General features: G+C 54.8%; 9 protein-coding genes. 3 read left to right on the plus strand and 6 right to left on the minus strand.

Annotated features, from left to right (window positions below; all coding sequences use genetic code 11):
- Positions 1-35 precede the first annotated feature (35 nt).
- Positions 36-3110, minus strand: a complete 3075-nt coding sequence (locus tag SV7mr_RS03335) for a [protein-PII] uridylyltransferase family protein (protein WP_145269207.1) — start codon at positions 3108-3110, stop codon at positions 36-38.
- 618 nt (positions 3111-3728) lie between these two features.
- Between SV7mr_RS03335 and SV7mr_RS03340 the strand changes: the two genes are divergently transcribed.
- Both SV7mr_RS03340 and SV7mr_RS03345 read left to right on the plus strand, forming a co-directional pair.
- Entirely contained in the window at positions 3729-5405 is a 1677-nt protein-coding gene (locus SV7mr_RS03340) for an RNA polymerase sigma factor RpoD/SigA (RefSeq protein ID WP_145269209.1), read from the plus strand.
- Positions 5406-6091: 686 nt separating this feature from the next.
- Positions 6092-6802 (plus strand): SDR family NAD(P)-dependent oxidoreductase, encoded by a 711-nt coding sequence (locus tag SV7mr_RS03345; protein WP_145269211.1) that lies wholly within the window; start codon positions 6092-6094, stop codon positions 6800-6802.
- A gap of 11 nt (positions 6803-6813) precedes the next feature.
- On the opposite strand, the gene SV7mr_RS03350 is transcribed toward SV7mr_RS03345, so the two are convergent.
- From SV7mr_RS03350 to SV7mr_RS03360, 3 genes are all read right to left on the minus strand, one after another.
- Positions 6814-7557, minus strand: a complete 744-nt coding sequence (locus SV7mr_RS03350) for a class I SAM-dependent methyltransferase (protein WP_145269213.1) — start codon at positions 7555-7557, stop codon at positions 6814-6816.
- Positions 7558-7644: 87 nt separating this feature from the next.
- Positions 7645-8019, minus strand: coding sequence for a hypothetical protein (locus tag SV7mr_RS03355; RefSeq protein WP_145269215.1), 375 nt, complete (start codon positions 8017-8019; stop codon positions 7645-7647).
- Complete coding sequence (locus SV7mr_RS03360) at positions 8019-9734, minus strand: permease (protein WP_419188037.1); 1716 nt, start codon at positions 9732-9734, stop codon at positions 8019-8021. The genes SV7mr_RS03355 and SV7mr_RS03360 overlap by 1 nt, the downstream gene beginning before the upstream one ends.
- A gap of 450 nt (positions 9735-10184) precedes the next feature.
- Between SV7mr_RS03360 and SV7mr_RS03365 the strand changes: the two genes are divergently transcribed.
- Complete coding sequence (locus SV7mr_RS03365) at positions 10185-10817, plus strand: RNA polymerase sigma factor (protein WP_145269217.1); 633 nt, start codon at positions 10185-10187, stop codon at positions 10815-10817.
- A gap of 201 nt (positions 10818-11018) precedes the next feature.
- Here SV7mr_RS03365 and SV7mr_RS03370 read toward each other — a convergent pair whose 3' ends face one another.
- Both SV7mr_RS03370 and SV7mr_RS03375 read right to left on the minus strand, forming a co-directional pair.
- Positions 11019-12482: a DUF1501 domain-containing protein gene (locus SV7mr_RS03370; protein ID WP_419188038.1), complete on the minus strand. Its 1464-nt coding sequence runs from the start codon at positions 12480-12482 to the stop codon at positions 11019-11021.
- Between the two features lie 48 nt (positions 12483-12530).
- The gene (locus SV7mr_RS03375) at positions 12531-15329 is read right to left on the minus strand and encodes a PSD1 and planctomycete cytochrome C domain-containing protein (protein WP_419188040.1); all 2799 of its coding nucleotides are present in this window, start codon (positions 15327-15329) and stop codon (positions 12531-12533) included.
- Between the last annotated feature and the right edge of the window lie 72 nt (positions 15330-15401).

Here is a 15401-nt window from a genome sequence, read left to right on the forward strand (position 1 = left end):
ATCGCGTGGCGGGTGGGGAAGGCAGGCAGGAGGGATCAGCGATCAAAGATCTGCTGAAAGAGTTGGCGGTTTTCCACGCGACATTGATGAACTTGATCACGAATCGATCCGGGGTCGTTGCGGTTCATCAAAAATGCCAAGTCGTTCAGTTGAGCCTCTGATTCGGGAAGTTCATGGCGCGCTTTGGTGTTCATCAAACACAGGTTCGCCTCGACACGTCGTAGCGTTCGGTAGTTGTCGATCAGTTGCCGGACTTCAGCCTCAGGTAGCAGGCCCAGATCTGCGAGTCGGTTCAGTGAGTCAATCGTACCAGGAACAGACAAGCTGGGGTGCTCATGGATGTGCTTCAGGGTCATCATCTGAGCGATCATTTCCACATCCACGGTCCCGCCGACGCCGCGTTTCAGGTTTTCTTCGCTCGCTGTTTGTTGGATTCTCAGTCGCAACTGGCAGGTCTCGTCGATCATGGAGCGATGGAACTGCGTGGCCACCTGGGTTTCTTGTAACTGTTCGGTCAGGTTCGCGCGTACAAAGCGACTGCCAGAGACCACTCGTGCTTTGCAGAGCGCCAAGCGTTGCCATAACGGGGCCAGACCCCGTCGGAAGCGTTGGATGAATTGCTGTTGCTCGACCGCGATCACACCTTCTTCGCCCGCAGGCCGTAGTTTGCCATCGAGTTCATACAGTCTTCCGAACTCTTCGCTGTGATTGATGCGATTGACAACCGCGCCGGCGAGCTGGTTGAAGAATTGAGCGTTCGGAATGGTCTTGCGTGGACCGCCGACGCGTCGTTGAGTTTCGCCCCGGTCGCTATACAAGAACACCACATCTAAATCACTGTGATAGTTGGGTTCTCGACCGCCAAACTTGCCCAGTGCGACCGCAATCAGTTCCGCTGGTTCTCCCTGAGCATTGACCGGGTCACCAAAACGCATGGCAAGCTGTTCTTGTTCCCATTCAATCGTGCGTCGCAAGCAAGCTTCGGCGCAGTCCGCGAGCGCGCGGTGGGTGGTTTCAACCGTTTCTTTCCCCAGAATGTCGTGCACACCAATCATCAGGTGGGCGCTGTTTTTAAAACCATGAATGACCACGTCGATGTCGGTTGCTCGTCGGCATAGATCGATCGAACGAGCGTCCCAACGTTCAGCGCTGGGCAGGCGGTTCATCAACAATGAATCAATCAATTCATCAATCATCCCTGGCGTCGCAATCAGCAAGTCGCTCAGGTAAGGCGTTGCGGCACATAGCCGAACCATTAATCGCAGAGTCGCTGAATTGCTTCGCAGCAGTTCCCATAAGCTGGATTTGCCGCCCAGCGAATCAGCAACTTCGGACAAAGTGCTTAGCGTGCGATCCGGGTCCGGTGTGGTCGCGATCTCCGCAAGCAATTGTGGCGCAACGGCAGCAAAGAAATGGTGGCAACGCCGACGCGATAAGAAACGAACCGATTCAGTTGCCAGTGAATGGATGTGTTCCATTGCTCGTGGGATATCTTGTAGCCCGTGTCGCTGCAGCGTTGATTGAACCAGCTTGGGATCGGGGTCAGGGTCCAAGACCAATTCAGTTTCGACGGCAAACTCTGGTTCTTGATTGTCGTTTCCTGTGTCGTCCTGCCCATCAGGTGCTTCGACCATTAAGTGGTTGAGAACCTTTCGATTCAATTTGAACGTGTCATCTAATTGCGATTGGAAACGATCCAGGTCGCCGCTGGTTCCGGTGTCGTTGCGAATCCCAAGGTGCCAAGCGAGTCGTCGCCGGCGCGTCTGGTCACTGGGCAGTTGGCTGACCAAACGACCTGTCATGATCGACAATTGATGTTCCAAGCGGCAAAGTCTGGCAATCCCCTTCAGCAGCAGGCTGGATTCTTGATGGGTCAGACAGCCGGCAGATTCCAACTGCGCGATGGCTTCAAAAGTGTTTCCGACGCGCACCGCGGGGCAGCTCCAGCCGTGCAGCAATTGCAGGAACTGAATCATCAGTTCAATGTCCGCCCGTCCGCCTGGGGCTAGATTGACGTCTTCGGCATCCGCCTGTTTGACTTCAAAGCGACGTCTGAGTTTGGTTTGCAGGGTGCGAATGTTGGTGAAGTCTTGGCGGCTCATGAACTGTTGATAAATCCAGGGCTGTAAACGCTGAATAAAGTCACTGCCTAACTCTGCGTCACCGGCCACCACACGCGATTTGGTCATCTTCATCCGCTGCCACGTTCGCCCGTCCGATTCAAGTTGCTTGGCGGTCAGCTCGCTGTCATGAATCACCGTTTGATCGCCCAGCGGGCGAAACGAGGTGTCGACCGAAACGCCCAGGGCACTGGATTCATCCGTTTGGATCAGAGAGATGACTTCCTGGACCAGTTTCTGTAGAAATTCCTGGTGCGAATCGTTCTTGGATTCAATGCCTTGATAGAGGAACAGGACTTCAAATGGATCGCCATAGGCCATCTCCGAGCCGCCCAGGTGCCCCAAGCCAATCAGGCTGACGCGGACTGGTTTGCCGTCGGTGTCGTTGGGCAGGCCCATCGTGTTGGCAAGGCGACGCAGCGAAAATGCCAAGGCTGCTTCTAGAATCGCATCGGTTACATAAGCCAATTGTTGGCCGACATGCGCTGGGTTGAGGTCGCGAACAAATTCACCGTAGGCAATTCGAATGATCTCTCGACTGGAGAACTTGCGAATCGCCAACGCAGCTCGACTGGCGCTTTCAAACGGCTCGATCTCGGCCACCAATTCGTCGACCAGAAATGATCGTTCGGCCGGCTGCCCGTCACTGGCACGCATCAAGTCAAAGCTTTCAGGGTCCGCGATCAAGCGATTCGCAAGCGCTTGACTGGTGGTGAAGACCTGCATCAATGCCGACAGAGCTTCTTGGTCGCGCTCAAACAGCGACAGCAGTGAAGTAGGAGATCGACTGGCGGCAATGAAACGGTCCAGATTGGCAACCGCAGCGTCCGGGTCAACCAGCTCGTTGAGGTACTCAGTCAATCGACTCTGCAGCATCGCCAACAGGTCGGCCGGCGCACCACAGGACCAGATGCCAGCAAGATGGTGTTGTGCCGCTTGCCAATCATCGAACCGGTCGTGGTCAATCCATGAATAGTCGTCCAAGCTCATGACTGTTCTTTATTCCTAAGCGGCGGTGTTCCTGAGTCGCAGCGTTCCTAACTGGCCGTGCTCCGAAGGAGCGGCGTGTCTAAGTCGCTGTGTTCTTGGGTTTCCTGGTTCCTGGTTTTCCCGAAAACGGTTTCCGAAAAACACTTGTTCCTGGGGCTCCTGAAGAGCTGCGTTTTTAAAGTTTCTCGGCAGCTGCGATCCTGGAATTTCCAACAGGGGTGTGCTCAGCGATCCTCAGAAGTGGTGTCCCGAGGGCACCGGGAGTTCGTGATACAACGATTAGTGCAATGCGAGCGGAGAACTGGAACCAACACAACACAGTGCCAGTCTAAAAGTTTGAGGGAATTCCGTTAAGCCCGTCAGTGGTAACCTAGTTTATGACTGTTCCCCTTTTCGCATGGTGGCTTCATTGGGGGGTACTGATTTGGAATGGTGTGATTTCCCCCCGTGTTCATTTCCAGTGCTGGTGCGTTGTAGGTAAGCGGAGTTGTTGGATGGCAGCCCCCTGCGGACTCAGCTGTTGCATTGGAGCAACATGATTGTGTTTTTTCGCAACACACTGGAACCCAGGTCATCTAAAAACTTTTCGCGCAAACCCCACCCCCACAAGGACTTGCGATGATACAGGCCTTTTCTTCTGCTCCTACCGGCATGGACTATGCAGTTTCGGAAACCCAGCCCCACGAAGACTCGCAGTTCATGTCTCAGGAGAATCGGATGTCCAACAATCTTAACGGTCGCAGCTTGCAGGACGACTCGTTTGACGCCGATGAGTCGGTTAGCCGACGCTCTCGCGTGATGGGAGAAGATTTTGCTGAATCTCATTTAGAGCCCAGCGCCATCAATCTCCGCGGCCTTTCCGACGAAATGGATCCAGAGGCGGATCCGACGGACGATCCGGTTCGCATGTACCTGATGCAGATGGGGCAGATCCCATTGCTGACACGTGAGCAAGAAGTCGCTGCTGCTCAGCAAATCGAGCAAACGCGAGATCGATATCGGCACTGCATCCTGGCAACCGACTTCATGTTGCAGGCTTCCCTCAAGCTCTTGCAACAGGTTCGTGACAAGCAGTTGCGACTCGATCGCACGATTGAAGTCAGCGTGACCAACGCGGCTGAGAAAAAAGCCATCATGCAGCGGATTGTTCCCAATGTGGCCACGCTGGAGTGTTTGCTGCAGCGTAACAAGCTTGATTTTGCCGTGGCGATCAACAAGCAGCTTCCCATGCGTCAGCGCCGCGCTGCCTGGAAAAACCTCGTTGTACGTCGTAACAAGGCGGTTCGCTTGGTCGAAGAAATGAACCTTCGAACCGGCAAGCTGCAGCCGATCTTCGACAAGCTCAAGCAAGCCTCGGCACGAATGATTGAAATCAAACAATTATTGGCAAAAGATCCCAGCGAGTGGGCTCCGGGAATGCCTTCGCCTGAGGAAATTCGATCCGAGCTCAATCAGCTGATGCGAATGACTTACGAGTCGCCGGTGACATTGGCCAAGCGAGTGCGTCGCAGTGACGTCTACCGAGACGACTATGAGGCGGCCAAGCGAATTCTTTCCGCAGGTAACCTGCGTCTGGTGGTTTCGATCGCCAAGAAGTATCGCAACCGTGGCCTGTCATTCTTGGATCTGATCCAGGAGGGCAACACTGGCTTGATGCGAGCGGTGGACAAATTTGAACATGCTCGCGGCTATAAGTTCAGCACCTATGCAACGTGGTGGATTCGCCAAGCGATCACCCGCGCCATTGCTGACCAAAGCCGTACCATTCGTGTGCCCGTGCACATGATCGACACGATGAACAAGGTTCGTCAAATCACTCGTGATTTGGTTCAAGAGAACGGTCGTGAGCCAACCGCCGAAGAGGTTTGTGAACGCAGCGGAATGAGTCTTGAAGACACGCGTGTTATTTTGAAGATGAGTCGCCAGCCACTGTCCCTGGATCAGCCAGTGGGCGATCACGACGAAAGTGTGTTTGGTGAATTCTTGCAGGATTACCGCGACGATGATCCGCTTCTGGAAACCAACCGCCAGGCACTGAAGACTCAAATTAACTTGGCCATGGAGACGCTGAACTATCGCGAACGTGAGATCTTGCGTTTGCGTTACGGGTTGGCCGATGGTTACACCTATACCTTGGAAGAGGTTGGGCGAATCTTTCAAGTCACACGCGAACGAGTGCGTCAGATCGAAAGCAAGGCTGTGCGTAAGTTGCAGCAGCCCTACCGCGCTCGGTCCCTGGCAAGTTTCTTAGATGGTGCAGAGCTCATGCTGGCTGAAAACGGCGAAACCGTTTGATCGCACAATTGAACGCTCCATCCGATGCGTGATCACGCTTCGCAAGATTTCGTTCTCTTTGGTGCTTGCGTCGAGAATGGGTGACAGGATGTTCTTGTCACCACGGGTGAGCTAACACTGCGATGGTTCGCTCCGTTTGCTCTCCAAGCCGGCGGTGGTTTCTCTTTTGACTGCCGTGGTTGCTTCAGGAAGGGCTCCGGTTTCCTGTCGAGTCAATCGCATCCCAAGCCGACGGCTCGCCTCTATCCTGTCACGTTTCATGCAGGTTGTTGGCCAGGGTTCAACCGGCATCTGTAGGCGCACTTTTCGACCTGATCCCTTCATGGGACCGGACAACGTTTGGGCTTAGACGCACAGCATCTTGGATGCATAGGCCTTGGATGCACAGGTTGGGTTTGTCGCAACCATCCACGGCGGGCCAGTCGGGCTGGCAGGCATGGCCCTCGTTTGGTTGTCAATCATGGCACGCAATGGAGGAGGGCTAGACAACCGTTCTATGATTCAAACATCGGGCGAGTTGCAAAGATCAAGGTGCAACTTGTGATCAAGAACCGCAGTTGTCGATAGCAGGCGGTGAAAAAGAAGCCCGTCCTTTCATTGCGCAGTTTCAACGCAACGCCGTTCTAACTTCGCGCGGAGTCCATCAGGTCAGGCCAAACGAGCCAAGAACAGCAAACAGACATCACATGACAGTCAAGAATTTTGTCGTTATCGGTGGAAGCTATGGCATCGGCGCGGGCATCGTCGCTCGCCTCGCTCAACAGCAGCACCGCGTGGATCTCTTGTCGCGGACCAACGAGGCCGACGACTGCGCCGATTCTGCCAACATCCATTTTCATCGCTTTGATGCCTTGTCGGACGACATCAATCCTGACTGGTTACCGGACGAAATCCACGGTTTGGTGTACTGTCCTGGGTCCATTAACCTGGGGCCTCTTCGTGGACTAAAGCCCGCAGCGATGATGCAAGACTATCAGCTCAACGTGATCGGCGCGGTGAAGTGCTTGCAAGCATGTTTGAAGCCACTCAAGGCGGCAAAGGACGCGTCCGTGCTGATGTTTAGCACGGTGGCCGTGTCGCAGGGGTTGGCGATGCATGCTTCGGTTGCCGCAGCCAAGGGCGCCGTCGAAGGTCTAACAAGAGCATTGGCTGCCGAGCTGGCACCCAAGATTCGTGTGAACTGTATCGCTCCCTCATTGGTCGACACGCCGCTGGCGGAGTCGCTGTTGTCGACCGAGCAGAAACGCGAGGCGCTCAGTCAGCGACATCCGCTAAAACGCTTGGGAACCGTTGACGACATTGCGTCTTTGGCTGCGTTTTTACTCTCCAGTGACGCGACTTGGATCACAGGGCAAGTGGTCGGAGTTGATGGCGGACTGTCTCGTGTCCGCAGCTAATGCCAGAGCGGTTAACGCGGCTTTGATGCCTCGAACCGATACAGGCAGGGAGACGATAGCCAGGTCTCCCAGTGCGAGTGTCCCAGTTTTTGTAGGCCTTCGTCTGTCACTGTGCAGGGCAGCCATTCGCTGAAGGTCATTCCTGCATCTTCGCAAGCCTGTTGGTAGGTTGCCAGGCTGTGGTTGTAATCCGTGATTGAGAACGCTTGCTCGTGCAGCAAGAAGTCAATGTTGTACGGTTCGCCTTCGCCCAGCGATTCGGTAGCGTCGCAGATCATCCCGTACTGAGAAAAGTCAATGCCGGGACGATGGCCCAGTTCGCCAACGGTGGCAACCAGTCGACCGCCCGGGCGCAGGCAGTCGGCGATTGCAGCGAACATCTGGTCCAGTTCCTGACGGCTGCGGGCACAGTTAAACAGAAAGGCAGTGCTGGCGACGTCAAAGCTGCCCAAGTTCATCGAGCCAAGATCGACCGCTGACCCCGCGCGGTACTGAACTCCAAGAGAAGTTTGCAGTTCTTTTTGCTCCGCAATTTGAATCATCTCAACGGACACATCAACACCGACAACCTCTTGGGCGCCCTGTTGCTTGATCAGTCGCGTGTAAAAGCCATCTCCGCAGGCGAGGTCGATGACGCGTTGACCGTTAACATCACCAAGTAATTGCAGATGATTGGGGATTTCGGAGTAGAGTCGAAACGGGAGCAGTTTGGACTCAATGTACGCTTCGGCAAGTGGATCGTATTCTGTTGTCATCAGATCGGTACGGTGGAGACGACCAGCTTCGATGGGGCGATTCAGTTCCGGTCGCGTTCAGCGAGCGGATCATCGAGTGTACGGAGGTTACTTGCCGCCACGAAAGGCTTTGACAAAACCGCTGACGGTGATCAGCAGCACCACCGCTGGGATTGCCGGGATGATCAATCTGGGTTGAGTGGCCACGACAATCAGTGCCACCAGGCAAATGATCGCCGCGCCGGCTGGCAACCACTGAGCCGGTCGTTTGAGCGACGGCCAGGCGACCCATAATGCGATCAGCACCGAGCCCACTCGCGTCATCGCAGCGGCGGCAAAGTTGCTACCACTGCCACTGGATGTCAGGTAAACCGTCAATGCCGCGCCTAGCATCATCAGCCCGATACAGCCCAACGCATAGCGGCGCCACTCAGCAAGCGGGGATGTGGTCGTTGCAGCGGCTTGCTTGTTGGATTTAGCCATTAAGTGTTGTCAGGTTGCGAATCGTGTTCATCAGATGTGGTGGCTTGCTGTGGATTGGCCGCGGTGGGCAGGCGGCTCCAGAGCAGAAAGAGAACTCCTACTGAAACATAGGCCGCGACATATTCCATCACCAGTCGTCGAGACTCGCTTTGCAAGACTAAGTCGCCCCAGGATTCAGGTCCGAACGGCAGGAACATGCGATTGCCAGCAAGTGGACTGTGAATGAGGCCAAAAAGAGTAAGCCCCGCACAGAGAAGGGAAATCGTACCGGCCGTCGCTAGTTTTCGGTCGATCACCGCTGCCAGTGTCCAGGCCCAAAACAAACTGGTCAAAATGAACCCACTTGCCAGGATGGAGATCGGTTCGTAACGGCTCTGAAAGCTAGCGGTCAGTGAACTCAAGTGAATATTGGCGTCAGCTAATGCGGGATCACTGAGGACCTGAGAAACAAGGTTCACAACCAGTGCAGCCAGGGCGGGCAAGCATGCAATCGCAACCGCAGCGTAGTGACGTTTGGGGGTCACAGCAAAACTCTGCGACGTGATCTCAAGACCAATGAAGACCAAAATTGGCATCACCGCTGGCAGCGGAATCAATTCATTAAGTAGTGCAAAGTAGCCCAGCAAACCAGCTGAACCAATCACAACCGCAGTGCCAAAGGTGTAACCTGATCGACCGCCCATCGCTTTATACGCTGGGTGCCCGATGTATGGTGTGGTCTGAATCACTCCACCACAAAATCCAGCGATCAGCGTTGCGATCGCTTCGACTCCGATCACGGTCGGAGTGTGATAGCGATCACCCGCTGCGGCCGCGCTTTCGGTACAGTCAATGCCGCCAACCACCGTGGCAATCGCAAAGGGCAGGGCAATGGGGAGATAGCTTAATGCGGCCGGTAAGTCGCGTAGCCATGTTCCTTGCAAGGCTTCTGTCCACTGGGTGGGCAGCCACTGGACAGACTGCAACGCGTTTTGGAACTCTGGAAGCTCATAGTGGCTGATCTGCAAGAAACACATCAAGTAATACAGCCCGCCACCGACAACTAACGCACCCAACGTGCCAGGAAGGTTAGACGGCAAGCGAATCTTGCCAATCAACGTTACCAGGACGATCGCGAGTGCCACCAAGCCGGGCAGGGGATGCTTTAAGATTTCCGACATCGGCAAGAAACTGATCAGTGCCAACGCGATCGCAGCCAGAGATCCCAGCAACGCTGCTCGGGGAACAACACGCTGCAACCAACCTGTTGCCGGAGCCAGTGCAAGTTTAAAGATTCCACTGACAACCATGCACCAAATGCCAATGTGCCAGGTGCGATAGGCCGCTGCCGTTTGGTCCAATCCCAGGCTGTTGATGCCTTCTAAATAGGACGGCCCCAGGATCAGCAACGTGATTCCAAACACGCTGGGCGTGTCCAAGCCCAGTGGCATCGCGGTCACATTTGGGTTGCCCGAGGTCTTGGCCAAGCGAAAGGCAAAGTAGACAAACGCCAAGTCGCCAAGCAGCACTCCGATCGCGGTTCCAGGAATCATGCTGGAGGTGATAAAGTCTGTCGGGAATCCGAAGCCCGAGAGCAACACCACCACTAACAGCAGGCCCGTTAAGTTATCCAGCATCAGGCCAAAGAAGGCATTGATGTCCCCGGGACCCCACCATTTGTAAGAGGCACCTGGGGGGCTGCCGTTTTCTTGATCAGGGCTGCTTGTGTCGCTCACCGATTTTCCTCATCAAATCAACACAACTAGGTTTCGTCCCGTGAATGCCGCAGTTTTAACAGCATTCTGCAGCCTGTTTGCCGGTAACCAGCCTTGGTGGCATCAAAAAACGCCAGATTACCGTTTGATCGACCGCAGCACAGATTCATAATGACGGCCCGCTCAGAACTGGAACGTTCCCGCCGGTGATCATCGCGGTTTTGGCGCTGATTGCACGCGTGATAGAATTGGGGCTGATGGATTGGCCGGTTTTACCGGCGAGATCCCGTGATTCAAACGCGATTCGGAATCCTGCTGTTCGCGTTTGCGGTATAAAAGACTATACTGGTCGGGTTTCCACTGCCAGATAGTGTTTTATTATCCCCCTTTATCTGGATGGATCGGGATTCCGATCGCCTTTGTGACTTTTCTGCGGCCACAGCCGTTCGTTCTCTTCATCATTCCGAAATTATGACTGCCGTTCAAAGCTCTCTTGCTGCTGAAGCGATTGAAATCAGTGATGAATCACTGCTGGCAAGCTATTGCCAGACTGGTGATCGAGCGATTTTCAAGCAGTTGATGCAGCGTTATCAACGCGAGATTTATAGTTACTTGCGTCGTTACATTGGCAATTCTGAAATTGCCGAAGATGCGTTTCAAGGCACTTTCCTGCAGGTGCATTTGAAGTGTAAGCAATTTGACAGCTCAAGGCGTTTTCGTCCTTGGCTTTATGCGATCGCAACCAACCAAGCGATCGACGTTCAACGTCGCAACAAACGACATCGGATGGTCAGTTTAGACCGCACCCCGGCTGACAATGATCAGCGTGATGCAAGCTGGGCTGAAAAGTTGGTCGGTGGTGATCAAGATCCTCTGGCGGCAGCTGCCATCGAAGAGAACGGCGCCTGGATGAAAGAAGCCATCAGTACGTTGGCCGATCCAATGCAGCAAGTGATCCAGTTGGTTTATTACCAAGGGCTCAAGTATCGCGAAGCGGCTGACGTGCTTGGCATTCCCGTTGGCACCGTCAAGAGTCGTTTGCACGCAGCCATTCAGCGCTTGGGCGTGATGTGGGATCAGACTCACAAGGGCGAAGAAGTTTAGCTTCAGCTCGGGCCACTGCGGCAGATGGCCGATCATGACGAAACCTTAAAACGTGGCATCCCGCCGCGTTTTTTTATTGCCCTGTCGACAGGGTGTCCCGTGAGTGAGTCTCCCGTGCATGTGATGAATAAGGGGACGCTTGGTTCATCTGCTGGCCAGGCGTGTGGGTTGCTGATGGGCTAACCCCGTATTGACTTGAGTTTAGGCCAAGATCTCTTTGATCACGTGAGCTTCTTTGACGCCGGTCAGTCGCATGTCGAGCCCTTGGAATTTAACGCTAAAGCGATGGTGGTCGATGCCTAGTTGATGCAAGAGGGTGGCATGTAGATCACGGACATGCACGGGGTTTTCGACGACTGATAGTCCCAGTTCGTCCGTCTGGCCATATGCAATGCCGGGTTGAATGCCGCCACCGGCAACCCAGCACGTGTAAGCATCGATGAAATGGTCTCGGCCACCGATCTTGTTGTTGCGTGTTTCGCCCATCGGTGTGCGACCAAACTCGCCGCTCCAGATGACCAGGGTTTCATCAAGCAGGCCACGCTGGTGGAGGTCTTCGATCAAGGCTGCAGAGGCTTGGTCTGTTTGCTGGCAGCGAAGCTCAAGGTCTTTGCCAAGCGTTTGGCCCGGTCCACCGTGATGGTCCCAGTCGGTGTGGTAGAGCTGAATGAAACGTACGCCGCGTTCAACCATTCGCCGCGCCAACAAGCAATTATTGGCATACGAGGCTTTGCCCACTTCGGCACCATAGTGGTCGAGTGTGGATTGAGTTTCATCAGAGATGTTCATCAACTCTGGGGCGCTCGATTGCATCCGAAACGCCATTTCATAGGCTGCAATGCGCGTTTGGATTTCTTGGTCGCCGGTCGCCTCAAAACGTTTTTGATTCATCGCTGCAACGGCATCGTAAAAGTCGCGTCCCTTTTGTCCGGTAAAGGCCTGAGGGCTGGCGAGGTTGACGATGGGGTCGCCAGTGCTGCGAAACGGCACACCTTGATGACGCGATGGCAGAAAGCCACTGGACCACAACGCGGCTCCGGCGCGTGGACCGCGGGGGCCGGATTGTAGGACCACAAAGCCGGGTAAATCTTTGCACTCGCTGCCGATTCCATACGTCACCCATGATCCCATGCTGGGCCGTCCCGGTTGCGGCGAACCGGAGTTCATAAAGATCTTCGCTGGCCCATGATTAAACACGTCGGTGTTCATGCTGCGGATGAAGCAGACTTTGTCAACGATCCGACGATGGTGGGGCAATAGATCGCTAAGAGCCATGCCGTAGTCACCAGCAGGCGTGAACTTGCGGTTGCTGCCCAAAAGTTTGGCGTCTTTTCCCAAGAACGAAAATCGTTTGCCTTCAATGAATTCACTGGGCGTTGCTTTACCGCTCAGTTCCGTCAGCTTGGGCTTATGCGAAAACATTTCCAGCTGACTGGGGCCACCGGCTTGAAACAAGAAGATCACATTCTTGGCTTTTGCTGGGTGGTGCAGCACTTGCAGTTCGCCTTGGCTTTCTGCTGCCGTGGCGGACTCTTGCTGCAATAGATGTCCAAGTGCAATGGAGCCCAATCCGACACCGCAGTTTTGAAACAGCTGGCGCCGAGTGGCGAGTCGGGTCAGAGAGTCATCGGGAGTCATGGCATTCGCCTGCTGTCTGAAGAACATTTGCGGTGCAGTAAAGCGTGTTGGTCAAGCAATGTGTTGCAGAGTCGTCTATTCACGAGTGATGAATTCGTCCAAGTTCATTAGCACGCGGCTCAGGGCAATCCAGGCCATACGCTCCGAATCACTTTCCGACGCCGCCTTGAATTGAGCCTCTTGCTCGTTCAGAAAGTGTGTCAGGAAGTCGACTTCGTCGTCGCTGGGGTGGCGGCATAGGCACAATCGAAAGGCGTGCTTGATTCTCGCTGTGGTGTCGGTTTTCTCTTTGATGACGCGATCTGCCAAGGCCTCGTGCATTTCATACAACCCTGGATCGTTGGCGACCATCAGCGATTGCAGTGGCGTGTTGGAACGACTTCGTCGCGTGCAGGTGACATTAAAACGTGGCGTGTCAAAAACCGACAACAGTGGGTGCGGAGAGCTACGATAGAAAAACGTGTACATCGTGCGCCGATAGCGATCCGGGCCGGTGCTGGTCGGCCAGCTCTTTTTCTTTTGGGTAAACGCATACACTCCCGCAGGCTGAGGTGGATGCACTGATGGACCGCCAATGGTTCGGGTTAGTCGCCCTGCGGCGCTAAGCGACAGGTCGCGAACAATCTCGGCATCGACCCGCAAACGGTTTTGTCTGCCTAGCAAGTGGTTCAACGGATCAACTTCGTTGACTTCATGGCGGTCGCTGGAAGCTTGTTGATAAACAGCGGAGCGAACAATCATGCGGTGCAGCGATTTCATCGACCAGCCGCTTTCGATGAACTCTGCGGCCAACCAGTCCAGCAGTTCTGGGTGTGTCGGTGCGGTGCCCTGTGAGCCGAAGTCCTCGACGGTTTCGACCAGACCTTTGCCGAAGTACTGTTGCCAAACTCGGTTGACGAACACGCGGGCAGTCAAGGGATTGTTGGGGTCAACGATCCACTTTGCCAAGTCCAGGCGATTCTTGGATTCTTGCGCTGTTGATGACAGTAGATGCTGCGGCAATGTGGGGGCGACCGGGTCTCCGGGACGCAGGAAGTCACCGCGAATCAGCAGATGTGTGGGGCGTGGCTTGGCAAGTTCTCCCATCACCATCGCTCGAACGCGTTTGCTCTCCAGTGACTTTTTTTCTTGCTTCAACGCTTCAATCTTGTGATTCGTCAGGTTGGCATTGGCGGGAACGGTGGCTGCAGTCAGCAATCGAAAGCGTCCCAAGTTGTATGGCGATGAGCCTTGCCAAAAGCGAAGGGTCAACGAGAGTTCGGTAGCTTTTTCAGCTTGGTAGGGCGTTTCCAACGTAAAGTGTGCCCAGCGGGCGATGTTGCCTTGGGAGCCGTTAATCGCCCAGCCGGTGTGTGGATCGTTGTCGACGGCTCGTGAGATGTGATGGCCAGACTGGGAATGCTCGGCGACAGCAAAGCTGTTCAAGGGGATTTCAGTACCGTCGGCGGCACGCAGGACAACGTCAGCAAGGACAAAGTTGCCGTTGCCCGCGCGTCCTGGGCCGTTGCTGGGCAACGAATCGTGTTCCAGCGTTTCCAAACGCAACGCGGCGATTTTGCTTGCCGGAATCTGGTAGGTCACATGGTAGGACTCTTCGACTGCATTGGCACCGCTGACTAACAGCGACTGGTCGTCGAGCCGTTTAAAGTCCGCGCCCGAATCAGCCTTTTGCCGGATCGGATCGATCACGGACCACTTTAGCGTTTCGTTTTCCTTTCCCGCAGTCTGCTTTGCCAGTTTGGCTTCTTGTGCAAGTCTCGCCAGTTCGCGATCAATTTCACTGATCCGTTGTTGTCCGGGGTTGGACGCAGTGACTTCAGGTCCTCGGTTGTTGCGATCCTCTGTGCTATTGAAGAAGGCATACAAGCCGTAGTAATCCTGTTGGCTAATGGGATCAAACTTATGGTTGTGGCACTGCGCGCAGCCCACTGTTAGGCCCAGCCAAACCTCGCCAGTCGTGTTGGTGCGGTCGATCACTGATTCAACACGGAATTGCTCTGCGTCGGTGCCGCCCTCTTCATTGATCAATGTGTTGCGATGAAATCCGGTCGCGATCTGTTGCTCGATCGTGGCATCGGGCAGTAAGTCACCGGCAAGTTGCTCGACCGTGAATTGATCAAACGGCATGTCTTGATTGATGGCGTTGATCACCCAATCACGATAAGGCCACATCGTGCGCGGGTTATCAAACGTGTAGCCGTTGGAATCGGCGTATCGAGCTTGGTCCAGCCAGTGTCTTCCCCAGCGTTCCCCGTAATGATCGCTCGCTAACAGGGAATCGATAAGCTGATCATAGGCCTTGGGAGAATCATCCGCTGCGAATGCATCGACTTGGTCCGGCGTGGGCAGTAACCCAATCAAGTCTAGGGACAAGCGGCGAATCAATGTGATTCGGTCGGCGCGCTCAGCAGGTGAGAGGCCTCGCTGCTGTAGTTTGTTCAGGATGAAGTGATCGATTGGCGTCTGGCACCATTTTTCTTGACTGACAGCGGGCGGCTGGGGCTTGTTGATCGGTTCAAACGCCCAATGGCGTTGATACTTGCCACCGTGCTGGATCCAGCGCTGAAGCGTCTGTTGGTCGCGCTTGCTTAGCGGTTTATTGGCGGATGCCGGCGGCATGCGTAGGTCAGGATCCGTCGTGAAGATGCGCTCAATGACGTCCTGTCCCACTTGTCTGTCCATGGAACCAGCGTTTGTTGGGCTGCCGTTGGATGGCAGGTCAAGCCGAAGGTCTGCTTCGCGCGTTTCTTGGTCGGGTCCATGGCAGGCAAAGCAGTTGTCGGAAAGGATCGCGCGAACGTCTTTGTTATAAGACACCGGTTCGGCTGCTTTCAAAGAGTGGGCTGTGAAGACCAGGCTGGCAAGAAGTGCCACCTCAATGATTGCCAAAGTAACGGGGCGGGTCGGCGGTCGGTTGTGGAATCTGCGTCGCATTGGATTGAGCGC

This window comes from Stieleria bergensis (assembly GCA_007745635.1).
In the GTDB taxonomy this organism is placed as follows: Bacteria; Planctomycetota; Planctomycetia; order Pirellulales; family Pirellulaceae; genus Stieleria; species Stieleria bergensis.